The 22,801-nt window shown below is 40.0% G+C and carries 36 protein-coding genes; all 36 read right to left on the reverse strand.

Going from position 1 to position 22,801, the window contains the following annotated elements; all coding sequences use genetic code 11:
• Positions 1-19: 19 nt before the first annotated feature.
• The 36 genes from D6853_RS09420 to D6853_RS09590 all read right to left on the reverse strand — a co-directional run bounded on the left by D6853_RS09420 (position 20) and on the right by D6853_RS09590 (position 22,790).
• A complete protein-coding gene (locus D6853_RS09420; protein WP_120657749.1) occupies positions 20-616 on the reverse strand; it encodes a GNAT family N-acetyltransferase in 597 nt (198 codons plus the stop codon).
• Positions 617-794: 178 nt separating this feature from the next.
• The gene (locus D6853_RS09425) at positions 795-1,355 is read right to left on the reverse strand and encodes a helix-turn-helix domain-containing protein (protein ID WP_120657750.1); all 561 of its coding nucleotides are present in this window, start codon (positions 1,353-1,355) and stop codon (positions 795-797) included.
• A gap of 194 nt (positions 1,356-1,549) precedes the next feature.
• Complete coding sequence (locus D6853_RS09430) at positions 1,550-2,119, reverse strand: GrpB family protein (RefSeq protein ID WP_120657912.1); 570 nt, start codon at positions 2,117-2,119, stop codon at positions 1,550-1,552.
• Positions 2,116-3,162, reverse strand: coding sequence for a helix-turn-helix domain-containing protein (locus tag D6853_RS09435; RefSeq protein ID WP_120657751.1), 1,047 nt, complete (start codon positions 3,160-3,162; stop codon positions 2,116-2,118). The genes D6853_RS09430 and D6853_RS09435 overlap by 4 nt, the downstream gene beginning before the upstream one ends.
• A 190-nt stretch (positions 3,163-3,352) precedes the next feature.
• The gene (locus D6853_RS09440; protein ID WP_158588712.1) at positions 3,353-4,828 is read right to left on the reverse strand and encodes a methyl-accepting chemotaxis protein; all 1,476 of its coding nucleotides are present in this window, start codon (positions 4,826-4,828) and stop codon (positions 3,353-3,355) included.
• A 116-nt stretch (positions 4,829-4,944) separates the two neighbouring features.
• The gene (locus D6853_RS09445) at positions 4,945-5,865 is read right to left on the reverse strand and encodes a DMT family transporter (protein ID WP_243108329.1); all 921 of its coding nucleotides are present in this window, start codon (positions 5,863-5,865) and stop codon (positions 4,945-4,947) included.
• A gap of 15 nt (positions 5,866-5,880) precedes the next feature.
• A complete protein-coding gene (locus D6853_RS09450; protein WP_243108330.1) occupies positions 5,881-6,372 on the reverse strand; it encodes a GNAT family N-acetyltransferase in 492 nt (163 codons plus the stop codon).
• Between the two features lie 47 nt (positions 6,373-6,419).
• Positions 6,420-7,187 (reverse strand): GNAT family N-acetyltransferase, encoded by a 768-nt coding sequence (locus D6853_RS09455; protein ID WP_120657753.1) that lies wholly within the window; start codon positions 7,185-7,187, stop codon positions 6,420-6,422.
• Between the two features lie 7 nt (positions 7,188-7,194).
• The gene (locus tag D6853_RS09460; RefSeq protein ID WP_199713019.1) at positions 7,195-7,554 is read right to left on the reverse strand and encodes a tautomerase family protein; all 360 of its coding nucleotides are present in this window, start codon (positions 7,552-7,554) and stop codon (positions 7,195-7,197) included.
• Between the two features lie 60 nt (positions 7,555-7,614).
• Positions 7,615-8,391 (reverse strand): PhzF family phenazine biosynthesis protein, encoded by a 777-nt coding sequence (locus D6853_RS09465; RefSeq protein ID WP_120657754.1) that lies wholly within the window; start codon positions 8,389-8,391, stop codon positions 7,615-7,617.
• Positions 8,388-8,534 (reverse strand): hypothetical protein, encoded by a 147-nt coding sequence (locus D6853_RS15295; RefSeq protein ID WP_158588713.1) that lies wholly within the window; start codon positions 8,532-8,534, stop codon positions 8,388-8,390. Before D6853_RS15295 ends, D6853_RS09465 begins: the two co-directional genes overlap by 4 nt.
• A 46-nt stretch (positions 8,535-8,580) precedes the next feature.
• Positions 8,581-9,447, reverse strand: coding sequence for an NAD-dependent epimerase/dehydratase family protein (locus D6853_RS09470; protein ID WP_120657755.1), 867 nt, complete (start codon positions 9,445-9,447; stop codon positions 8,581-8,583).
• Positions 9,444-9,908: a hypothetical protein gene (locus D6853_RS09475; protein WP_120657756.1), complete on the reverse strand. Its 465-nt coding sequence runs from the start codon at positions 9,906-9,908 to the stop codon at positions 9,444-9,446. The genes D6853_RS09470 and D6853_RS09475 overlap by 4 nt, the downstream gene beginning before the upstream one ends.
• Positions 9,905-10,288 (reverse strand): hypothetical protein, encoded by a 384-nt coding sequence (locus D6853_RS09480; protein WP_120657757.1) that lies wholly within the window; start codon positions 10,286-10,288, stop codon positions 9,905-9,907. Before D6853_RS09480 ends, D6853_RS09475 begins: the two co-directional genes overlap by 4 nt.
• Before the next feature lie 35 nt (positions 10,289-10,323).
• Positions 10,324-10,605, reverse strand: coding sequence for a hypothetical protein (locus tag D6853_RS09485; RefSeq protein ID WP_120657758.1), 282 nt, complete (start codon positions 10,603-10,605; stop codon positions 10,324-10,326).
• 68 nt (positions 10,606-10,673) lie between these two features.
• The gene (locus D6853_RS09490; RefSeq protein WP_147367735.1) at positions 10,674-11,021 is read right to left on the reverse strand and encodes a hypothetical protein; all 348 of its coding nucleotides are present in this window, start codon (positions 11,019-11,021) and stop codon (positions 10,674-10,676) included.
• Positions 11,022-11,095: 74 nt separating this feature from the next.
• Positions 11,096-11,404: a hypothetical protein gene (locus D6853_RS09495; RefSeq protein WP_120657760.1), complete on the reverse strand. Its 309-nt coding sequence runs from the start codon at positions 11,402-11,404 to the stop codon at positions 11,096-11,098.
• A 46-nt stretch (positions 11,405-11,450) separates the two neighbouring features.
• Positions 11,451-11,960 carry a hypothetical protein gene (locus D6853_RS09500; protein WP_120657761.1) on the reverse strand — a complete coding sequence of 170 codons (510 nt, stop codon included), beginning with the start codon at positions 11,958-11,960 and terminating at the stop codon, positions 11,451-11,453.
• Positions 11,961-12,002: 42 nt separating this feature from the next.
• The gene (locus D6853_RS09505; protein WP_120657762.1) at positions 12,003-12,524 is read right to left on the reverse strand and encodes an Imm42 family immunity protein; all 522 of its coding nucleotides are present in this window, start codon (positions 12,522-12,524) and stop codon (positions 12,003-12,005) included.
• An 87-nt stretch (positions 12,525-12,611) separates the two neighbouring features.
• Positions 12,612-12,923: a hypothetical protein gene (locus D6853_RS09510; protein WP_120657763.1), complete on the reverse strand. Its 312-nt coding sequence runs from the start codon at positions 12,921-12,923 to the stop codon at positions 12,612-12,614.
• A 35-nt stretch (positions 12,924-12,958) separates the two neighbouring features.
• Entirely contained in the window at positions 12,959-13,408 is a 450-nt protein-coding gene (locus D6853_RS09515; RefSeq protein ID WP_120657764.1) for a hypothetical protein, read from the reverse strand.
• A 2-nt stretch (positions 13,409-13,410) separates the two neighbouring features.
• The gene (locus D6853_RS09520; protein ID WP_243108331.1) at positions 13,411-13,962 is read right to left on the reverse strand and encodes a T6SS immunity protein Tdi1 domain-containing protein; all 552 of its coding nucleotides are present in this window, start codon (positions 13,960-13,962) and stop codon (positions 13,411-13,413) included.
• Positions 13,963-13,967: 5 nt separating this feature from the next.
• Positions 13,968-14,504 carry an RNA 2'-phosphotransferase gene (locus D6853_RS09525; protein ID WP_120657766.1) on the reverse strand — a complete coding sequence of 179 codons (537 nt, stop codon included), beginning with the start codon at positions 14,502-14,504 and terminating at the stop codon, positions 13,968-13,970.
• Positions 14,505-14,520: 16 nt separating this feature from the next.
• Positions 14,521-15,057 (reverse strand): DUF4303 domain-containing protein, encoded by a 537-nt coding sequence (locus D6853_RS09530; protein WP_120657767.1) that lies wholly within the window; start codon positions 15,055-15,057, stop codon positions 14,521-14,523.
• Complete coding sequence (locus D6853_RS09535) at positions 15,041-15,502, reverse strand: SMI1/KNR4 family protein (protein WP_120657768.1); 462 nt, start codon at positions 15,500-15,502, stop codon at positions 15,041-15,043. Before D6853_RS09535 ends, D6853_RS09530 begins: the two co-directional genes overlap by 17 nt.
• A gap of 28 nt (positions 15,503-15,530) precedes the next feature.
• Entirely contained in the window at positions 15,531-15,833 is a 303-nt protein-coding gene (locus tag D6853_RS09540; protein WP_243108332.1) for a hypothetical protein, read from the reverse strand.
• 114 nt (positions 15,834-15,947) lie between these two features.
• Positions 15,948-16,289: a hypothetical protein gene (locus tag D6853_RS09545; protein WP_120657770.1), complete on the reverse strand. Its 342-nt coding sequence runs from the start codon at positions 16,287-16,289 to the stop codon at positions 15,948-15,950.
• Positions 16,290-16,399: 110 nt separating this feature from the next.
• A complete protein-coding gene (locus D6853_RS09550) occupies positions 16,400-16,981 on the reverse strand; it encodes a GNAT family N-acetyltransferase (RefSeq protein WP_120657771.1) in 582 nt (193 codons plus the stop codon).
• Positions 16,982-17,032: 51 nt separating this feature from the next.
• Positions 17,033-17,527: a hypothetical protein gene (locus tag D6853_RS09555; RefSeq protein WP_120657772.1), complete on the reverse strand. Its 495-nt coding sequence runs from the start codon at positions 17,525-17,527 to the stop codon at positions 17,033-17,035.
• Between the two features lie 7 nt (positions 17,528-17,534).
• Complete coding sequence (locus D6853_RS09560; RefSeq protein ID WP_158588715.1) at positions 17,535-17,996, reverse strand: GNAT family N-acetyltransferase; 462 nt, start codon at positions 17,994-17,996, stop codon at positions 17,535-17,537.
• Between the two features lie 37 nt (positions 17,997-18,033).
• Entirely contained in the window at positions 18,034-18,489 is a 456-nt protein-coding gene (gene tsaA / locus D6853_RS09565) for a tRNA (N6-threonylcarbamoyladenosine(37)-N6)-methyltransferase TrmO (RefSeq protein WP_120657774.1), read from the reverse strand.
• A 22-nt stretch (positions 18,490-18,511) separates the two neighbouring features.
• Positions 18,512-18,757: a hypothetical protein gene (locus tag D6853_RS09570; protein WP_120657775.1), complete on the reverse strand. Its 246-nt coding sequence runs from the start codon at positions 18,755-18,757 to the stop codon at positions 18,512-18,514.
• Between the two features lie 5 nt (positions 18,758-18,762).
• Positions 18,763-18,987, reverse strand: a complete 225-nt coding sequence (locus tag D6853_RS09575) for a nitroreductase family protein (RefSeq protein ID WP_158588716.1) — start codon at positions 18,985-18,987, stop codon at positions 18,763-18,765.
• A 20-nt stretch (positions 18,988-19,007) separates the two neighbouring features.
• Positions 19,008-19,868 carry a GNAT family N-acetyltransferase gene (locus tag D6853_RS09580; RefSeq protein WP_120657777.1) on the reverse strand — a complete coding sequence of 287 codons (861 nt, stop codon included), beginning with the start codon at positions 19,866-19,868 and terminating at the stop codon, positions 19,008-19,010.
• Positions 19,865-21,400: an ATP-binding cassette domain-containing protein gene (locus D6853_RS09585; RefSeq protein WP_120657778.1), complete on the reverse strand. Its 1,536-nt coding sequence runs from the start codon at positions 21,398-21,400 to the stop codon at positions 19,865-19,867. The genes D6853_RS09580 and D6853_RS09585 overlap by 4 nt, the downstream gene beginning before the upstream one ends.
• Before the next feature lie 247 nt (positions 21,401-21,647).
• The gene (locus tag D6853_RS09590; RefSeq protein ID WP_120657779.1) at positions 21,648-22,790 is read right to left on the reverse strand and encodes a hypothetical protein; all 1,143 of its coding nucleotides are present in this window, start codon (positions 22,788-22,790) and stop codon (positions 21,648-21,650) included.
• Positions 22,791-22,801: the final 11 nt, after the last annotated feature.

The following is a 22,801-nucleotide window of genomic DNA, read 5'->3' on the forward strand; positions in this document are numbered from 1 at the left end:
TGTTATTTATCCTATGCCATTACCCCAGCATTTTACGCATGACCACTTGTTCTTTTTCCCTCATAACTTCAACAAATCCGGCCTTCTGATATAGTCTGATCGGACCTTGGTAATCAAAATCATTGCGTTTATCTGAAAGTATGGCATATCCCTCAACTGCAACATATCCATTTGATCTTGCATCATTGCAAACTTTTTCTATAAATGCGGACGCTAGTCCCTTTCCGCGGTATCCGGGTGCAATCTCAAAACAAACTATAGAAACAGTTTTTCCGCAGGTATTCTTTCTTGCAAAATCCGGTACAAATCCTGCGTAACTGTCCATGTCCGCCGCGTTACACCATCCCACAGCAAGCTTTCCGTCATAAGCCAAGTATCCGTGGATCTCGTTCTTATCAAGCATTTCTGTCGCATATCTACGCAGTGTTTCTTTTACCCCAAATTCTTTAAACTCACTGACCATCTGCTTGATATTTTCTTCGTCCTGATTCGGGGATGTGCAATAACATGGCCCGTTTGGATTGCCATCGGAAAAGGCACGGTTATCAAAAAAGTCCAAATAATCATCCTTCAATTCAGGTGTCAAAGGTTTTATAATTATTGATTCCATTCCCATACTGCTCTCCCCCTTTTTTCACTCTACTTATTACACATTTCCCCTGCCGGAAATGTTGCATTTACTTTATAAGCATAGCCATGGTAGCTCAGGACCTCCGCCTGAGCACCACGGCCAATTACTGTCTTACTCCCATCATAATTCATATTTAACTACGTAACCTTTTGTTGCCAAAACTTCACCCTGTCATTATCCCGAGTATCAAAAATGCACCGCCTGTAAGGATAATAGGTATCAATATCATACAGAGCCCTATCGCTGCGGCGCCAAATGATTGTTTGCCTCGAAGCTTACAGATAAGACCGTAGATGATCAATAAGAATCCCGGCATGATCGCTGCCCACGGAACACTGGCGGTAAACTGCAGTTTTTCCGCGTTCCAACTTATGCTCATAAGGATTTCAAGGATCGTTATCAGCACAGCCGTTCCCGCAAAGGTGTAGATGATTATCTTGTGCCGCTCTTCGATATCTTTTTTGGCGACCTGAATAACACTATCTACAGTTTCATCCATCATAGTACTTTCATTTATCTTCTCTGACTTCATAAGTTCCGTAATGGATACACCTAAGGCATCAGCCAGATATTCTATTGTATTTATGTCCGGAAAACCTAAACCTCTTTCCCACTTGCTGATCGCCTTGTCAGTCACATGGATTTTTGCAGCAAGATCCTTCTGGGTCATGTTCAATTCTTTTCTTCTGTCAGCTACAAAGCAACCGAATTTTTCTGCATCCATTTTTTCACCTCCTTCGATTGCTATCGTATGGCCTACAGATGATAATAACAACCGACGAATCGTTTACCGGCTAAAACGCGCGATTTTACTGACTTTCTACGCTGCGTTTACACCATTGATACAATGCTGTTTTCTTACTGCAAAACAAGAAACCATGTAAACAGTATAACATTATTTTGCTCACCAAAGTCGAGTTAAATATATCTATCTCCGTACGCTTTTCGAGCTTCCTTTGTCCACTTCTTGATAAAATCAGACTTTGCTTCTGTATAAGCATCTCGATCATGCTCATACTTTTTCCAAAGCTCCAGCTTCATCATTTCATATTCTTTGGCTATTTCCGGATGTTCATTAAGATAATCTCGGAAATAAAGTTCGTCGTTGTCGCCGGAATATCTTACGTGCACATGATAAACCTTGTCCGCAAATCCATCTTTGGTATAGCCTTTATTAAATGAAATATGGCGCTCATCAGTCCACATTGCGGTGAAGCCGTTCTGTTCCATCAGTGTTAAAACCGTCTGAAGATCTTGATCTTTAGCTATTTCCACAAGCACATCCACAATATCTTTTGCCCAGATACCTTTTATCGAAGTACTTCCAACGTGACTGATCCTGACTACAGATAGCTCTTTTAATACCTCTTTTATCTGCTTTTCTATTTCCTGATATTCTTGCTCCCACTTTTCATTTGGTGCTACAAGAAATATCGGAAACAGCTGCCACAGCTCCTCTAATGACATTTCTGATAATTCTTTACTCATCCTTTTTCCCATTTCTTTTTAAATGTCTCCCACTCGGGAGTTTTTCTGATAAACTCGTAGTCATCATCTTCGCAATAATGCTTAAGCAGAGTAGAGATTATCATATCAGACACGCCCGGCGCAACTCCATTAAAGGTCATGTGCTCATACAAACTCGATTTCGTGTAATCCATCATAGAGCCGGCGTTAGTAAATAACAGCTCCATTAGCTCAAGCGCCTTTTTGGAATCCTTCATTGCGACCGCAAGAGTAAGTCGTCCGGCATTCTTATGGTATTCTCCCATGTCAAAGAGATCTTCAAGCGCACTCTCTTTTTCAACGATCGCCTTGGCCTTATCATAGTTCTCCGTCTTGCACGCTACCATAGTGATCTCATGAAGCAATACGGTTAAGGCCTGATACTTTGAAAAAAGCTCCTCTTCAAGCGCCTTATACGCTTCCTCATATTTACCGGTGCCTGAGTAGATCGTTGCAAGCTTTCTTTTTCTGTCAGGATCATTCTCAGGATAGTACTCAAGGCACTCCTTGGCATCCTCAAAATTCCCCCTTGTTATGTGAAACGAATACAAGCCGTCTGCCGCCTGCAGCTTTATCTTTTCATCACTTGTCAGTAATAGATTTTCATAGGAGCTTTGGATCCATTTATCGTACTTGCCCCTTTCCTTGCCGGTCATGATAAAAGTTCTGGTATTAAACATGGTTGTAAGATTAAGGATCAAGCTTCCTGCATTGGGATACTCTCTTACAATGTCCACAATCTTTTGGTAAACAACATCGGGTTTTTCCGTGTTCAGGATCCCGAAAATCTCTTGGATGATATTAGCTTTCTCTATTTCAGTGAGATTCTCATTGTATGAAAGGAGCTCATCAAGTGTTATCCCAAGAAGCCTTGCTATGGGAGCCAAAAGAGCTATATCCGGCATAGATGCACCGCTTTCCCACTTGTTTACGGCAGGCGCTGTAACGCCTAATCTGTTAGCCATTTCCTCCTGTGTAAGATTCTTTTCTTTTCTGTATTTCCTTATGATTTCATTTATCTGCATAATTTTCTCCAATCTTTCCTTTTATATAACCGGTTATGTCACTCATTATATCTGTCTCAGGTTTGGAGCGGTAGTGAACAGCTCTTAACTTTAATTTAATTTTATTAACCGCTGCTCATATCATTATACAATAAAAAATGCCGAGAGCTTTTCGCCCTCGGCACAATATCTTTTTACTGATAGTCTTATGTTATCCCTGAGTATAACTCTGAAGCTCAGTGATCTTTGCAATGATACCTTCCATAGAATCCTTGAACTGCTCGATAAGTTCAACGTTCTTGGTACTTGCCTTAGCTGCTTCAGCAGAGCTTGCGCTGATCTCCTCACTGGTTGCCGACAATGTACTTGCACTGTCAACGATCTCGTTGTTGGAGCTGCTGAGGGATGAAATGTAATTACTGATATCACTGATCGCTTCGCCAAGTTCAGACAGCTTCTCCTGAATAAATTCGAATTTCTTGGATGCGTTCTGTGTATATTCAGTCTCGCGATTAGCCGACTGTGAACTTGTGGTAGCACAATTCGCAACGGTATCGGCGTTAGCAGTAAGAACCTCGATGATACTTGTGATATTCTCTGTCTGTTTCTTGGTCTGCTCCGCAAGGTTTCTGATCTCATCAGCAACTACCGCAAAGCCTTTACCTACTTCACCTGCTCTTGCAGCCTCGATACTAGCATTAAGAGCAAGGAGGTTGGTCTGTGATGAGATTGAAAGGATAATGCTGGTAATTCCGCTTACATCGTCGGTATTGGAACGAAGCTCGTCAGCCGCTGTTTGAAGATCTTCTCCGGCCTTTCTGGCTTTCTCTGCTTCTTCAAACAAGGACTCCATAACACCCATACCTTCCTTAAGAGCCTCTGCAGCTTCAGCATTTATGCCGTCAACCCTTTCGGCACTCTTCTTGGTATCATCAATGATATCCTGGATATCATGTGTCTGCACGGTCTGATTGGTGATCGCTTCTGCTGTATGCTGAGTTCCGTCCATGATATTGCTCATCGTATCATTAAGAAGTGTAGCTGATTCTTCGATTGTCTTAAGTGCATCCCCCATTGATTCGGCGTCTTCAGCTACGCTCTCTGCAACCTCAGTGATCTTGCTTGTGATAGTCTTATTTTTATCCGAAACCGAAGTAACCTCGTTAAGTGAATCAGTGAAGAATTTCGTGAGAAGTGTATGTCCCTTGAGGATCGTCACTGTTGTAAGTATCGTAATGATCGTCTCGATCATGATAAGCTCAATATCCGCGGTAATATCTGCGGTAGATGAGATTGTCAGGATTACACGAACCAAATTGGAAATCGCAAATCCTATAACTCCGACCCTCACACTTAATTTATCAAGCGACATAAGGAACATGATAAGGAACGGGATCATGTAAGGATATGTCGTTGCGGTGTTTCCACTGTTAAGCATCGCAAAGTAAACGACTGAATACGTGATTGCTACAAGTCTCATGTACTTCAGTCCGTTTTGGGCAATAAAATGATAAAGTGAATCCGCAATGAAAACCACAATAATAAGAACAAGCGGTAAAATTCCCATAATGGGAGGAAGTGCTGCAACCGCAAGCTGTGAGATTAGTCCGACCATGGAAAAGAATGTCGTAATTGCGTGAATGATAAATAGTAGTTTACAAGTTCGTTTTAAGTGATTTTCCTGCATAAAAAAGCCCTCCATAAAAAAATGTCCACACTAAAATTATATCACTCCGCAAACGCATTTTCGTGTGTTTATAATACTTTTATAATTATGCAAATCAGGTGTTTTTCTATTAAAAATCACTCTCTGTTTACGACATAAATTCCAAGACTCACAAGTGCAAGCGCGACAACATACCAAACACTGAGTTTATCCCACTCCGCAAGGAAAAGTGCGGACAAAAGAGCTCCGAAGATTGGATTGGAAAACCCATATATCGTAACTGACGATACCGGGTTGTACTTAAGAAGAATCCCCCATAAAGAATATGCAACCGAGGATATCAGCGCCATGTAGATAATGAGAATAATTCCCACAGGATTTGTAAGATGTATTCGGCCGCCTGCCATAAGTCCTATCATGACCATAGCAAGGCCACCTATCACGAACTGATAACCGCTTAGCGTTACAGGGTTTTCTTTTACCGAAAACTCTTTTATCATGACCGATGAGATCGCATAGGATACCGCAGCGATCAGGATAAAGCCTTCACCGTTAAACGCAAATCCCGCGCCGACGCTTCCGCCCGAAAGGCTCACTATGATGACTCCCGCCGTTCCGAGGATACATCCGATGATCTTGTCCAAAGACAGACGCTCCTGCTTTCTTACAAGACATGCAAGCAAGATTGCAAAGAACGTGGTCATTCCGTTAATTATCGATGATTTAACTCCCGATGCGTGCGCCAGTCCTATATAAAAGAAAATGTATTGTAGTATCGTCTGAAATACACTCAACGTGCAGACCATCTTCCATGATGTCTTTTTCGGAAAAAGAACTTTCTTCTGAATGAGGCTTCCAAAGATGATCGTCAGCACTCCCGCAAGCGAAAACCTTATTCCTGCAAAAAGAATCTGAGAAACGCTGTCCTGCGCTCCTATCTCGAACATCTTGTATCCTGTTTTTATGCTCGGAAAAGCGCTGCCCCATAAAAGACAACACAGAACCGCCAAAAGACACACTATGAATTTGTTTTGTAACGGATTTTTCTTTGTGTTCAAAAGCTTGGGCTCCTTTTACAGTTTCTTTTCATAGCACAGGAAATCCTGGTCGTACAAGTGGCACTCACCGACTTCATCAAAGCCAAACACCGCATACGAGCGAATTGCCTTGGTATTATGCTTTCCTACGAGTATGTGGATACCGTTGAAGCCACGCCTTTTCAGCTCATCCATGCCATATTTAAGCATTATCCTCGCAAGCCCCTTGTTCTGCTCATCAGGCAAAACCGCGAGCCTCGCAAGCTCTCCCTCGGGTTCCAGCCTCTTATCCCAGCACGGAAGCTTATCCACTTCCACATCTTCTTCAACCGAAATCGCAGCTTTTATCTTTCCCGCTTCTTTTAAAACAAAAAGTCCGTCGCGCGCAAAATCCGCATCAATCGTATCATGCGAAGGATAATCCTCATCCCACGGGCACAACTCTCTCCCTATCTGCGCCTTATAAAGCGCCATTATCTCATCGCGATCTTCTTCCGTCGCCATAATAATCTTGTAGTCTTTTTCCAAAATCAGGTCCTTTCATAAGGGGATGAGCTAGCTCATCCCCTTATTATTCAAGCATTCATTTCATTTACGATATCAATAGGCTTTGCCGTCATCTCAACCCACGCGGGCAAAAGTCCGCTTCTTATCGCATTTCGCGCCGACCTGATATTTGACCAGGCACAGCAGTAAAAAGGCACCTTTCCGCGTGCCAAGATTTCTTTTGCCAGCTTATTTGTCAGAGCGGACGCGATTCCGTTTCGCCTATACTCAGGCAGAACATCAACTCCGATCTGCCACATATCATCGCAATCAGCCGAGCATCCCGCCAGCCCAACAAGCTTATCATTGTCGTACGCTCCTACCCCAAGCACATCACGTTCCTTGCGGGCACTGCAGATAGCATTGCTCCACTGTGGCAAATACAGATCCTTGAAATCTTCAGGCCCAAGAATCCTAGTCTCGTACGGGCAATCAAGCTCCGGCATATTTTCAACATTAGGCAAAAAATACTCCGCCATAAAACACACTCTGTGCCCAAGCTTTTCAAGCCTCTCATTTAGCCAATGCATGTTCGGCGTCTCAAAACAGTGATAGAACTCAAACTTGTCTGTGTACTCCTTCACAAGCTCCGCGACTTCATCCGACACCGCCGCGACAACGTTACTTCCGTAGGAAATAAGGTTGCACGTTATCGGCTCCATGTAGTACTTACGCGCATTCTTCCCAAGCTTAAACGGAAATACCACATTCTTATCAGATACAAAATCTTCAGCGCGACAGCCGTTGTCTTCCGCCGACTGGCGCATCGCTATTTCTAAAACCTCTTTTGTTGTCATTTTAATTTTACCCCTTCTGTTTCCCCGCGAGCCCCCAGTTTTCAAGCGGCGGCTCGTTGATGATCATAAAAACATCAGTCTCTTTTACCCCAAGCTTACTACCCAGGCTATTCGTAATCATTTCTATAACGGCTTTCTTCTGCTCTTTTGTTCTTCCGGGAAAAAGAGTCAGCTCAATCAAAAGAAAATCCTCAGTCTTGCCCTCCGGCAGCTCAAAATTTTCTTTTTCTATCTCGATGATCCTCTGAAACCTGTCCCAGTCCTCAATGCCCAGTGCCTCTACCAAACCGTCGTGAACGATATCCAAGATCTCTTTTTTATAATCAGGGCTTTTGCCCTTTATCATCTCAATTCTAACTAATGGCATATCCCACCTCATTTGCTTCGCGTTCCAAAATGGAACGCCACCCACTGCTCCGGAGTTCATTCAACTCACAAACAACTCCCCAATCGAATACAACACTGCTTTTCCGGAAATAACAACTCGGTCACCTTGAACTTTACACTCCAAACTGCCGCCTCGTTCTGAAGCTTGGTATGCATGAATATCATTTTTACCAAGGCGTTCTGCCCAGTATGGTGCTATCATACAATGTACCGAACCGGTTACCGGATCTTCATTTATCTTATCCTTTGGAGTAAAAAAGCGCGATACACAATCATACTCTTTTCCCTGAGCCGTCACACCTACTCCGTCCCCGTCAAGAAGCAGCACCTCGTCAAAATCAGGCTTCATCTCGCGAATTATCTTTTCATCTTCATATACCAGCAAAAGATCACGATCTATAAACGCCCTACTTGGCTTATGTCCCATCGCCTTCGTCATCTGCTCATTAACAGGTATCTCGTTAAGTTTATATGCCGGAAAATCCATAACAATCTCATCCTGCTGCCTATGGATGAATAAATCTCCGCTCATGGTATGAAAAGTAAGATCACCTGCATCTTTCTCATAGAAATTAAAAAGGACATATGATGTCGCCAACGTCGCATGACCGCATAAATTGATTTCTCCTCCCGGAGTAAACCACCTAAGATCATAACCATCCACGCTCTTAACGGTAAACGCCGTCTCGGAAAAATTATTTTCCTTAGTGATATTCATCATTAGTTCTTCTGACAACCACTCATCAAGCACACATACCGCCGCCTGATTCCCATGAAAAAGCTCATCTGTAAATGCATCTACAATATATTGTTTCATTTCTCATCCTTATCTTTCGCCAAAAGAGATTTGAACGCCTTGGCAAGTTCTTCTGCCGGAACTGCGGATATCTTCTCGGCGTACTTATTCTGCTTAAGCTCGATTTCTTTTAGTTTCTTCTTATCTTGATTCTTCTTTTCCATGATCGTTGCCCTCCTAAATACTAGGATTCAAACACTTTTTAATAGCTCATCCCACCTTAGCAATCTCATGATCGATCAGCTCATATATCCAATCGCCAAGCTCCGAGAACTCGTAGCCAAGGCTCTTCGCCTTACCGGTATCATAACTCATGTCATTTTGAAGGCCATTGTACGGAGCAGCGTCGCCGTCATTACTGTAAACTGCTGCCTTGCCCGTTTTCTTTTCAATGTAATCTATAAGCTCGGAAATCTTGATCGTACCCCTAGAGCAGCCGTTAATCGGCCCACTCACTGCTTTGTCCGCCAAGAAAGCAAGGAACTCTCCCGCTTCTTTTTCATTGATAAAAGAAATCGCGAAGTCGCGATCATCCACATACATAGGAATACCCTTCATTACATGCTCAACATAAAAGCGAAGCCTTCCGGTGTAATCGTTCTCTCCCATAACAACCGGGTATCTCACAAAGACACACTTATCCGCATCCATAAACTCATAGACAGCTCTCTCAGCCTGCCTCTTGGACTCGCCGTAATCCTGCGTTCTGTCCGCCCAAACAAGCGGGTGTGCCGCCGCGTCAAACTCTTTTTCATTTATGCAAGGCTTATCTTCCGCATAAACCGAGCACGTCGACATCTGAATATACTTATCGCACTTTATATTGGGCAAAAGAGCCTTCACATCATTTGAACTATATGCAATCTTGTCGATCACAACATCAAAGCTACTGCCTTCGACAGCTCTTATGACACTATCGGCATCCGTTCTGTCCATAACGATATGCTTGACGCCTCCTTTGAAGCTAAGCTCGTTGTTTCCGCGCGTTGCGACCGTCACGTCGTGCCCCGCATCTATCAACGCATTCACCATAGGAATGCCAAAAAATCTTGTTCCGCCAACTACTAATATCTTCATGTCTTCTCCAATAGATATTTCCAAGTATCCCTATATAATAAAGTCTTTCCCGGCTCTTTGGTTCCGCCAAAGTAGCCCTTTTTGTCATTGCAATCGATAAATGTCACCTGAAAAGAGCCTCCGCTTGTGAACACCTTATCCAGTGCAAGTACGCCCTTTAGATGCTCCAATATTTTGTCATCTACAGAATTCACCTTTACTACAAACAAGACTCTTCCTGCTTTATAGTTCTTTTTCAAATCCTCACAATGGGAAAGCACGCTTTTGTATAAGACACTATATTCATCAAAAGACAAGTCGGGCACTATAAGTATTTTTCCTAGTAGCCCTCTTTTGATAATAAAAGCTTTTTTGCCTTCGACATTGACTTCATCTCCGGGCATCATCCACAGTGAATCCGCAAGAATCAGATTAGCGTCATAATTATCAATTACATAGTTTACGTTGTTAAGCTTGCTCATTTATGTAACTCTTCCACCAAGCGGGAATAATTTGTTACTGCTCGATCGACAGTAACTTTCCCTTTAGAGAAACGTATTATTAATTCCTTTTTGCTTCCAATAGAAACTTTTTCTATATCATCTTTTGAATACTCTTTGGTAATCCCAAAGATATTGGTATGCGCTATTGTTTTGGGGGTAACGGTCATCTTCCAATTCCTGCAAAAGACTAATCCAATGATTCCTATAGCAATAAGCGTAAACCCAATATAAAAATGACCTCGGGTTACAGTATCTGTGCTCCTTGATGCAATCATCATTATTGAAGAAAAAATAATCCCAAAAACAAGATACACAATGCACATGTTTTTCAAAACACTCGGAAGTTTCAATTCATACATATCTGTAAATCTCCTTTAACGTCTTAAATAGTTACTTATCCATTTTTCCTCATTGAAGCCAGCAAGCAAATCGCTTCATCCATCCTTTTTTCTAATTCTTCATTTCCATTAGCCAAATTATCATATAGAATTCTCAGTGTTCCTTTGATTCGGACCCCTAACAGATTTCCTTTCCTGCATTCTTCCATGGATTCTGTGTATATTCTTAATAGCTCCTTATAAACACCGACTCCTCTATCCCGAGTTTTTATTTCATTTTCTAAGAGAAGTATTACTTCATTTATTTTTCTTTCTAAATCTTTACTTAGATTTTCCATTATTCCCACTCTATAAGCTTTCTGTACTTAACCTATTCTTTTCCAAACTTTGATATCAACATATGCAATCACCACTCAATGTTTGAATTCATTATTGTATCTAACTGTTTTGCATAAAAAAAATGTTCCTTAGCATCCATACGTTTGTCATAAAACAAAGCGATTATTTGTTCTTTACTTTTTTTACAAAGAACACATTTGGAATCACCTTGTGTCCATATTCTTGGTAATATCATCCCCTCAACATTTGCAACTATACTATCTACATTTCCGAACAAAATTAATTGCTCAAATAGATCATAGGATTCCAGTTCGACATCCCTCTTGATAATTTCAAATCTTTTATTTTTTATATCTACTTTTACAGCAATTGCTATATCATATTTTTCAATAAATTCTATAATATTCATATTCATTCGTGCATCAATAATAGGTATGAACACCTTTCTCATCAGTAACTATAGCCGGTATACAAAATCACCTTTCCACACTATTTAACTATACGCATTGAAAGTATTTCTCCATTAGTGATATCTATGGCAAAACTCCTTCCATAAATATCTATTACTCTACAACTTCCTTCTGTATAACTAACACCAACATATGGGCTTCTCGCCGTACCGCCAATCTCTGTTGGAACCTGTTTAATTCTCCATATAACCCTCATGTCGGAATCAAAGCAGTATACATTATCATTTTCATCACCATCTTTGCCTTTAACTACGCAGATAGTCATGTTTTCTAATGATACTTTTTCTATAATATTATTTTCGTCATAATAATAATTTGTTTCTGTCATACATTATGCTCTTTCATTACTATTGGAGTGATTTCTCTACCTCAAACTAATACGCAAAACAAATCTTCTTCCATTTACTGTTTTCAAAATTATATTGAAATCTATAATCTACACGTCCATATTGGTCAGCAAGTTCAGGATTAGCTTGACAAACGGCCTCTAATCCTTCTCCACTCCCAAAATAATAATACCTGAAGCCTTCCGGTGGCTCTATCTTCCCTATACAAATAGCTTCTCTGTCATATATCCATATATCTTCGCCATTAGTCATGACATATATTTGGGTGTCAATTAGATTTACCCCATGTATTTTCCCAAATTTTTCCTTGTATTCTCCGCTTTCTGTTGATATAGTCAAATTTCCACTTTCATCATATTTGCATATATTATTCCCTTCTAAATCCATATAATAATATTCAAATTGATTATTATCATATGTCTTCACACACACATAATCTTTTATTGAATACGCATAATCTATGCCTTCTATATTACGCTCTATTTTTTTGCCATTGTGTATCCATTCTATTTTGGTTTTTGTATATTCTAAATCCATATTTTTATCTCACATTACCCAAACAGAAGATTGCTCTTTTACTTAATCAGAAAAGTCCAAATCAGCTTCCGTAAGATTTTTCAATCTATTTGCAATTTTATTCAAAGCTTCCCTTTCTACAACCCATTCGTGAATATCGGCATCATCCCAATAATGCCGTGATTCTTCAAAATCGTATTTAATCTTTGCATACAATAATCTTACTTTATCTCCACTTCCAACTGCAAAGATATAGTATTTTTTATCTTGCAAAGTCATCGGTGTAATATTATATTCAGGGTTTCCATCCTCATTCCACCAATCTTCAGGAAAAATCATGTCGTATAGTTTTGCAAAGCTCACACTTTTTTCTAACCCAAACACTTCATCATTTTGCGGAATAGTTTCCAACATTTTTGATAAATCACGTAACTCCCCACTTAAAGTTGCATTTAATGCTTCACCCGGAAAAAGAATTCCGTCCATAGAAAATGCCAATATTCCATTGGTATAATTGTAATCATCATTCCATTCTCTAATATTCTCAAAAATAACTGCTATAACGTATGGATCTCCTATAACCATTATTACCACCCCTTTTGTAAATCTTAAAGCTAAATCCTATGAGAAAAGAAGCCTTTAGCATCAATCTCCAATTGATACCATTCCCTATTACTCTTGAATAAGTCCCACTATAGGTTTCTTCTTTAGCACATATACTTTGTTTTCATTAGTATATATGTATAACGCATCATCGCCACTTTCTATTCTATCTATCCCGGCGATTTTTATATTACAAATAGTCTTTTTGCAATAACTAATTGCAATACTCACGATTTGCTCATAAACCAAAACAGTCATTACAAGCTTAAAATCGCAATCCATATATGAATAAATAAACTCGCCGGAAGAAACATTACCAATAGAAATAGGTTCTTTTTCAAAAAAATTATTTAATTCATACTCATCATATTTAATAAACATACCATCATCTTTTTTAAACTAATGCAGATAGAAAACTATTTATATTTTTTTAAATAATACTCTATAGCTTCTTCACCGCTCTCAATCTCAAATATCACTCTATTTTCTAAATCTATTGCAGAAAAATCACTGAACATTTCGTTCTCAAAATAGGTATGAAAAAATTCTTTGATATCAATTACGATAACCTCATACCATTTACTTCCTCCTCCAAAACCGGGAATCAACCACTTAATGTTTCTCTTATTTAATTTCAAATTTTCATATAAATAATCTATATATTCATAAGGATTATCAAAATACTCTGTTGTAAACGATTTACTATATTCAAGCCTCCTAATTTCATCCAATGCATTGATGAAAACTTTATCAACATCATCTCGTTCTTTTGTATTTAAAATCCTTATACAGTCTAGATCACTGTATTTTTTATATATTTTTTTATTTGTTATCTCCTGTTTTTTTCTTCTTATATTTTCATTCATAATTATTGCGTTTTTTCTATCTTCCCAATCATTTGCGCTATTATTGCTATATATTCTTTTACCTTAACCTTTTCTAAATTGTCGGCGCTTCTCTTTCCGCCAAGTCCTAATAAAGGCACGAAACCGTAACATTCGTCAAACTCCGGTTTTCCAAGTTTTTCATTCGCACACTTAAACAGATCCGGTTCAAAAAAATCTTTTTGAAAGTCTTCATCCAACATATTAGAAAAGAAATATTTAAAGCCAGCTCCTAATCCTTTAAATACTCCATCCTTAAAACAGATCATTCTAATATATCGATTATCTTCCCATGTAATGACATCTCCAAAGGCCGTCATCATTATAGGGATTGCCTCTTCTGCTCTGAAATATGATTCTCTTAAAATCTCTTTATATTCATCCGGATTGATTATTTTGATATAACCATCAAGCATTTGTCCGAATCCATAATCACGCCAAACATCCAATAACTCCGAGGGTAATATCCCCTCATACTTTTTTATCTCATCCGGACCTGCTTCTCTATATTGTTGATAATCATTGAATATATTCACAGAATTCATTCTTCCTTTGTTAAATAACTGCTTGGTACCTGTTTAGTAAGCCACACTCCGTTCTTGGATAAATAATACTTGTAGCCGTCATCATACATCTTTTTCGAAAGGACTTTATAAAGAACCGGTTTCCCATGTCGCTGCCCTACCTTCGTAGCGGTTTCAATATCAGATGATAAATGAACGTATAATCTGCTTTTGGGAATCAGCCCTTGCTCATCAATGCTTTTCTCAAATTTCTCTCCGGTACCGTGCCAAAGAATCTCAGGCGGTTCGAGCTCATCAAGCTCAACATCCACCATGATGGAATGACCCTGATTTGCTCTTATAAGCGTCTTATCCTCATTGAAAGAATACCTTTGCTTAGAATCGCTAGCCACTATTTGCTCAAGAATATCTTTATCAATCGGATACTCTTTGGCCATTCCTTCTATTAACTCATCTACATTAGCCCAGCCATGCTCATCAAGGCTTATCCCGATTACTTCCGGCTTATGCCTTAAGATCAGACTAAGAAATTTACTTGTCTCTGTGTAATCCATTTCTTCCTCCTGCGTATTATTCCGCAGCTTCTTCCAACCATTCTTTTAATGCCTCTTGAGGATTTAATCTTAATGCTCTCTCAGTATTAGTATAATCCGGCGGCATAAACTCGGCATTTATAACGATATTTAATCGTTGTTCTCGTCGGCCAAACATACCTTTTGCGTCCAGATTGTGCATTACTTTTTCCATTGAATTAATTCTTAGTTGAACTTCTCTATGCATTTCTTCCGAAGTTTTCAACTTGTTCATTCTATCTATAAACACGTTATTTACATCTTCAAAAAATTCCTCGCCATACGCAAAATACGGAGTTTCCGAATAAGACCATTTTAAATAGTATTTAGCCTCTTCTACATCATCACTCTCATTTGCAACTCTCTCCAAAGCCTCCTTTGACCATGCCGAGATTATAGGGCATAATCCTTCTCCGGTTGTTATAAGAGAACAATAATAAAAGCTTTCATTGTGCTCTTCAAACAGTTTGAGTAAAGCCTTTTCAGTTGCACTTTGAATGATCTCGACCAGTTTTTCATCAATTTCCAATTTCATTCCCAAACTCCATATCCATTATTTTCTTTTTCAAAAATTCAGCAAAAGAAGGAGCGTATAATGTTTTACTATAGAACTCATAAATCGGATATTCATTTTCTATCAATCCATTCGATAAATCAAAGTAAAACATTTCATCGTCTGTTTCTGAAATCACCAATTTATCCATAAAAGTAGGATCATTTTTTCTGCTTAGCTCATTTATATATACGATATCGCCTCCAACAACCTCTTCGAAATCAATCCCATACACACTATAAATCTCTTCTCCACATACTTCTCCGCCATTATAATTCTTTAGCCACCATCTATAAGACTTAGGAAATTCAACTCCAAGCCTTCTTTCTGCTGCTTCTATCCAAGCATCAGACACTCCTTCTCCATACGAAGCAAAATCAACTATATCTCCCGCTTTCTCAATTATTCTTCTCAGATCATCATACATTTTCTACTCCAATCATAATAATTGTCCATTATGCACTCTGTTCTTTTTTATAAATTTCAAATACTTTTCTATCTGTACATGCGGACGCGTCGATTACTTTCTGATAATCGATAGGCAATGCCTTACCGATCTGTTCAAATAAAAATGGTTTAAAACATCTATGCTCTGACATGATAAAGATCACATTATTATTCCCAACATCGACAGCAAGCCCCATGTCATCATAAAAAGGCCCCATATCTGTAGTCAAAATTACAAGCTTCTCTACTGCCGACACGTCATAAACATATTCTTTTGAATTCACATTGGCGTGGATTTTATTATTCTCCATGTATAGTAAATCGTCATCCGTTTCCACTCGTATTTGGTTTGTCATAGTCGTAATACACTCTCTAATTATCTTTTGATACAGTTCCCTTTTTCACAGTCTTTCTATTCTTCATCATCACGCAAATCTTACATCTATAGCCGAATCATATAGCGGACAATCATATTTGAACATTATATCCATGATCTTATTCATGTCTTCTTCAGTCACGCTATAACAATCAAATCTGCAAAACTGCTTGGTTGTAAAAATCTCAATCGCAGCATCGCCCTTTTCATAATTCTTTTCATCGAGTTTGGTCCAATCGGAAAAGGTTGTGCTTACATCATTTAATATCTGCTCAATCGGAAGTTCCGAAACATAGTCCAGATACACTTCGTTCGAAAGGTTTTTATATGTCTCTGAGCAGCTGTTATTGGTATTTTTGTTTTCTTTCCAAAAGCTTAAGTCTCTTGCCATGTGTTTCCTCCCGGTTTCTGTCATTCTACAATGCAGCATATAGTAACGCTTTTATTATTTGTTTTTCTTTATATAATACACAAATACATAGAAAAAATAGTTGCAGGATATTAGTAATGGCCCTTCGAGGCGAACCTATTGGACCATTTTTTCCACTCCCTCTTAAGCAACCTGTACTCCAAGCGTGTCTTCATCTTTCCGTCATGCCACTCATAATCTATGTGCTCCGCTTCCTTGATCAGTCCGTTTTTAATCATGACCTTTTCGGAACCCACATTTTCTTTTAGACAACCTGTTGTAACTCTGTATACGTTGTCCTTGGTAAATGCAAACTCCAGAAGTTTCCCGAGCGCTTCGGATGTGTAACCATTTCCCCAGAACTTCTTGTATGTGAAGTAACCAAGATGAACTATCTTCCCAATCGGTGTTTCATCGACAACGGTATATCCGATGCTTCCCACCTGCTCATGCGTTTCTTTAAGTTCCATATGAAGGAAAAAGAACTTTCGATGTTCGCTCTTCATATCTGCAAGCACATCAGCGAAATCTTTTTTGCCCTCTTCGCGAGAACCAAGCTTAATGTCCTGCATGTAGTACATCGTTTCTTCATCAGTTTTTAATTTGTAATAAGCTTCGAAATCCTCCTCGCAATAATCGCGCAGGATAAGCCTGTCAGTTGTCAGTTTGATCATTTAGTTTCCTTATATAGCTCTACCATTGGATCAATTACATCCCCAATGGATTCACATTAGCTTTTTATATAATTCCTCAATACTATCTGCTATTCTTTTTAATTCCTCACTATCTATTTCCGAAGCAAAAACAGTACAACATTTTTTTCTAAATTCTTTGTAATCAGCTTCATCTTGATACATTGGCGTAATCTGCAACCGGAATGTTTTTTCTTTACAGAAAAGCCATGTCGCGCAGTCTAAAGATATATAAGCACAATATTTCTCTATATTATTTTTGTCCTCACTATCATTCTGGTAAATATCATTCAACATGACACCCAGTGAATGATCATCAATCTCCTGCGGAAGTTCCGGAATTCCCTCATCTTTGTAACGACGCACAATGTTGTACAACTCCAACAAATTATCTTTAAATATCATTGTTTTCGTCTTCTTTTTCAAATCCACCAATTCCAGTATTATATTTGAATAATAGTCAAAATCTTCAGCAGTATAGTCAACTTCCAGCGATAAGTTTTTTGTTCTGACCAATTCAACTCTCATGATAACCTCACAGCTCTTTTGCCATACATACCGCACCTGACAAATTATCGTACGGCGGATATTTCTCTATTTTGCTGTAACCAAGCTTTGTATAAAGTCCTACAGCGTCTTCCATTATCTCTCTTGTCTGAAGAATTGTTCTTTTGTACCCAAGCTCTCGTGCCTTATCTTCGATATATTTCATAATATCCTGAGCAATGTGTCGACCTCTATATTCAGGTTCTACCCACACACGCTTGATTTCAACGTCGCTATCCGAATAACGTTTGAGCCCCGCGCACGCGACTGCCGAATCATCCGAATATGCAATAAGCACATCGGGAATAGCATCAGAATTATTGTATGGTACAAAAGCCCTTCTGTTCTCTATTCCGCCAACCATCTTGCTGTAGTATTCTTCTGTCTTTTTATAAAACTCACCAAAATCCTTGTTGCTTCCATCTGTCCAGTTAAAAACTATGTTGCTCATTAAATTCCTCTTTCCTAAAATACATTTCCTATCCTTCTTAAAAATAATGCTCCATAAGGCGGTCAACCCATTCCGGAACCGTAGCTTCTTTTTTATCATAAACCGGATAATACGGCTTTATATCAAGCACCGGAGTGCCGTCAACAGCATCAAGCCCCTTCACGACGAGCGTATCATCCGAAACCGAAACGATCTCCACGGAAGTCATACCGATCCTGTTGGGTCTGTCCTTCCCTCTCTGGGAAAAGATACCTACAAGCGGCATGTCTTCGCGGTTCTGCGGTCTTCTTTGCAAATGCTTTTCTTTTTCATATTTAGCCTTATCAAGGAAAAAGAAAATGATGGCGTGCGAAAAATCTTCAAGTCCCTTCAAGCCTGACACATACTCTTTTTCCAGAACAATACTTGAAGTATCCTCGCCCCATGAAACATCTTTTCTGTTCACAACATCATTTTGTACTTTGCCTATTGGTGTCATTACTATCTCAGTCATTTTTGCTCCTCCTATTCCTTCATCACTCTAAATCTTCCCTGGAAATCTCAATAGATGGGTAGTGCTCTAATGCGGTCAGATCAGCATCTAGCGGCACAAGGTAATCCATGTAAAATTTATCCGGATTACGCTCTTGTAATTCAACAAGTTTTGCCTTTATCCTCTGTAAATCCTTAGACACATAAACAACTGACACCACTCCGGTTTTCTCAGATGTTCCATCGGCTTCTTCAACTTCGCCACATAAAATCATTCTTATTTCTTCCATGTCTTTTACCCTCTAAACGTATTAAACCACGCGCGCTCTTCGAAGCTCTTTTTCTCGGGGCCGGCGGGCTCACTCTCAGCGACACCGACAGGGAGAATGCACACAAGCTCATAGTCATCGGGGACGTTTAGGAGCTTCGCAATCTTATCACCCAGCCTGTCGTCATCAGTGATATGTCCTTCAATCCAGCAGCTGTGGTAGCCAAGCTCCGTGATCGCAAGGAGCCGCAAGTCCCGTCCCCGGGTATACGTTACGCGTGCGTTATTTCCTGGAACATAAATGCATCTTCTGAGGTCTCGTCAAAGAATTTTCCTCTGACAAAAAAAGTTGTATCTTCTTCGAAAACCTCGCTTTTATCATACCCTGTCACATCGTGCGGAGTAAAGCAAAGAACGGCATTCTTAATATCTTTTCCGAACGAAGCGATCACATCATCCAAAGATGCGTTTCCGATAATCGCATGAAGGTTGAGCGTATCAGCGTCAATCTCAGCAATAGCATAACTGTCCGCGCCATCAATATAGAAAGTATTCTCCTGCATAAACTGAGAAAGATAAAACATATACAAGCCCGGATTATTTACCATGTAAAGCTTGGCGTTCTGCTCGGTGCTATCCAGAATCCGGACCATCTTATCGAAGTCGCTCTTTTCCGCCATAGGAACAAGCTTTGCCGTTCTGTCATTATCAATCTCTACCGCTTTGCTGTACCGATATTCCTTGCTCTTTCGAAAGCCAAACTTGGGATAAAAATCAACTACCGAATCATTGCCGTAAAGATAGATTCCGTCTACTTTTCCTTCGTATTCCTCAAGTATCTTTTCCATCAAAAGACTTGCATAGCCTCTTCCTCTGTAATCAGGATCGGTCATAACCGTTCCCAGCTGTATCAGCTTTACAATCCTGCCGTCATAGTTCATGTCACAAGTATTCACTGAAATGTTGGATACAACTTTGCCATCAACCACAACTGAATACGGAATGTAGTTGTCTTTCCAAAAGCCGTTCCTGTACCAGTTTTCAAAGTTCAATCCGCCAAAAATCTTGCCGGCAAGTTCATTAAAAGAGTTTCTTAGTACTTCGTTATCTCTGTAATTAGTCTCTATAGTCATTGCTTAAGTCCCTCCGTCGTCAACACATATGTCTTTGTACATACTTCCTCGATGTACTTCCTGTCGTGCGAAATGCTGATGACCGCACCGGGAAATGAAGCTATCATCCTGCGGATGACAGGGCCCGAAAGCGGCGAGAAATTTCGCGTAGGCTCATCCAGAACAAGCACATTTGCATCGGAAAGACTCATCTTAAGAAGCAGCACTTTCGCTTTCTGCCCGCCCGAGAGCTCCCGGATCGGATGCTCTGTCTCATCTGCGGTAAACTTAAGCGAACCAAGATATGTCCTGATGCGCGTGCGTATCTCCTTATCTCCGGTATCGTCCAAAAATTCCACCGGCGTCACGTCAAGATCAAGCTCATCCTCGTAGTTTTGCGGCATGTACTGAACCCTCAGATCACTCCTTGAAAGAAGCTCCTCCGCGATCAGCCTAAGAAGCGTAGTCTTACCGACTCCGTTTGTTCCGACAATGCAGACCTTTTCAGGGCCTCTTACCCTTAAAAAAATATCCTTTGCCAGCACCTTCGATCCGTCGGGCGCCATCAGCTTATCCAGTGAAAACTCAATAACCGTCTTACCTTCCGGCATCTTCGAATTCTCTTTTCCCAGTTTAAAAAAGATTGCTTCCTCTTGCTCCGGCATCTTGGCCATGTTCTCATCCTGCCTTGAAAAGCGCTTCTCCATGGACTTTACCGCGCGCATCTTGTCTTTTAACATCTTGCCGACTCCCGGCTCCTGCCTCGAAACACCTAAAAGCGCCCGCTCCACCTTGTCGTGAATCCTGTTGTATCTCTCATCGCGAAGCTTCTTTTCCTTGCGGTCGTTAATAGCCAGCTGCTCCTGCCTCTCAAAAGCCTCCGCCCTGTTCGCGATATAGTGCTTGTAGTTGTCCTTCACGACCACGTAGCGGCTCCTGGTCTTTCGCATGATCTGCTCGATATGGATTATCACGTTGGCAGTGTTTTCAATGAGCGTCTCATCATGGGAGATAAAAAGAACTATGTGTTTCCAGCCATTTATCAGCCTCTCCAGCAGTTCGAGCGTGCTTATATCGATGTCGTTGGACGGCTCATCAAGAAGTAGTACCGTCGGCTCGTCGATCAGTATTCTCATAAGCTGCGCCTTTACTTTTTCGCCGCCGGAAAGGCTTTTCATCTTTTGATCAGCGTAAAAGAAATCTCTCGTAACCCGAAATTCATTTGCAAGCTCCGAAAGCTCTTTTGGTGTCTTGTCAAAAAACAGTTTGGCTTCCGAAAAATATTCGTAAAGCGTTTTTTCTTTTTCATTATCAGGGAGCTCCTGCGGCAAATAGCCCAAGATCTCGCTTCCGAGTATCCTCTCACCTTCGCACTCTGCGTATTCTTCCGAAAGCTCCGGATTGTATATCCATTTAAGGAGCGTCGATTTGCCGTTGCCCTCTTCGCCTATGATCACAGCCTTGTCGCCGTCGTTTAGAGTAAGATTAAATTTATCAAGAATTACCCGCAGATCTTTGCGGTGCGTTATAGTTAAGTTTTTAATATTGAGCATGCGTCCTCCTGTCATGGCTGCCATTTACGGATAGCAAAAAAGTCTACCTTGCATACGCAAAATAGACTCACACAAATAGGCCCACATAACATATAGGCATGAAATGCATGATAATCCAAATTAAGCGTACACAAAACAGCCGCTGTAAGCAGCCTCATCATTACTGATAGTGTTCACCTAAACTGAATTATCTTCTGTACATTCTTTCACCTATGCGCTAAGCGCTCTTTCTTTTTTCTATACTATATCAATATGCTACATGATAGTCAAACCATTTTTCTTTATCATACATAACTCTACTTACTTCTCGATCATCACAGTACTCATCCGGTTCGGTAATAAAATATCCATCTTCCGTAATGGAATTTTCGTAAGGATAACCTGCAAGATAAGCGTAAATATCATCACCTTGCTTACTAAGGATCACGCGATAATCATTCGTGATGTCCTCATATTTTACATTCTGTGTTGTTATATAAAAAATGCATTCATACACACCGTCAAAATTGAGATCTGCATATGTTATATCCCGCTTTTCCTTTGGTTTATATGTATCTATCACACCTTCTTTTAAAAGTTCACTAAAATGAATCTCTCCCAACTCTTTGGCCCATCCAAGATTTATAACACCGTCTTTTTCCATGATCTCCGTATAGAAATTTGGATTGTTATCCGGATAAGTATAGTTCTTATTTTTCTGCTTAGGTACATCAGCGCTTATGACTTCATACATCTCAATCGGATATAGATTATCGCGTGAAAAAGAATCTAGCAAAATTGCACCGGGCACTACATCTTTTGCCGCTTTAAATCTAACAATATATTCTCCGGTTGTAGGGTCTTCAAACGTAGTAGTTCCGGAGTATAACTCTTCTGTTGTAAATTCATTGTTATTTAAAGAGTATCGGGTATAATCTTCACCACCTGAAAAAGTCCAACGTAATATTATGCCGTTATCATCCGGATATGTCCAAATACCGGTGTGACTCGTATATAACACATCAATAAACTTGATCTCTCCGTCAGCAAATGTGTATACCCGCTTATGCGAATCCGCCTCTCCTAAGCCGCAGCACGCCAAAAGTTCCGGCGTACCGTCCTTGTCGATATCATATATCATGTATTCTTGAATAGGAGAACCGTCTTCATCCACTTCGTTAGTCTTAAGGAAGTCGGCATAGGCTTCCTTAAAATCGCTGTATTTTTTTCCTTCTACAGATGCTGTCACTTCCGACGATGATTCTGATGATGCTTCAGAAGGCGCTTCCGAAACAGCTTCGTTACTTTCTTCGACCGCGCTTATATTATCGCCCACTGCTTTATCCCCATTAGCACAAGCACATAGCGCAAATGCAATAATAATTGTTGATAAAAAAACTCTTTTCCTCATTCTCTTTTCCT

Origin of the sequence: Butyrivibrio sp. X503, assembly GCF_003625475.1 — a bacterium.
GTDB lineage: Bacteria > Bacillota > Clostridia > Lachnospirales > Lachnospiraceae > Butyrivibrio.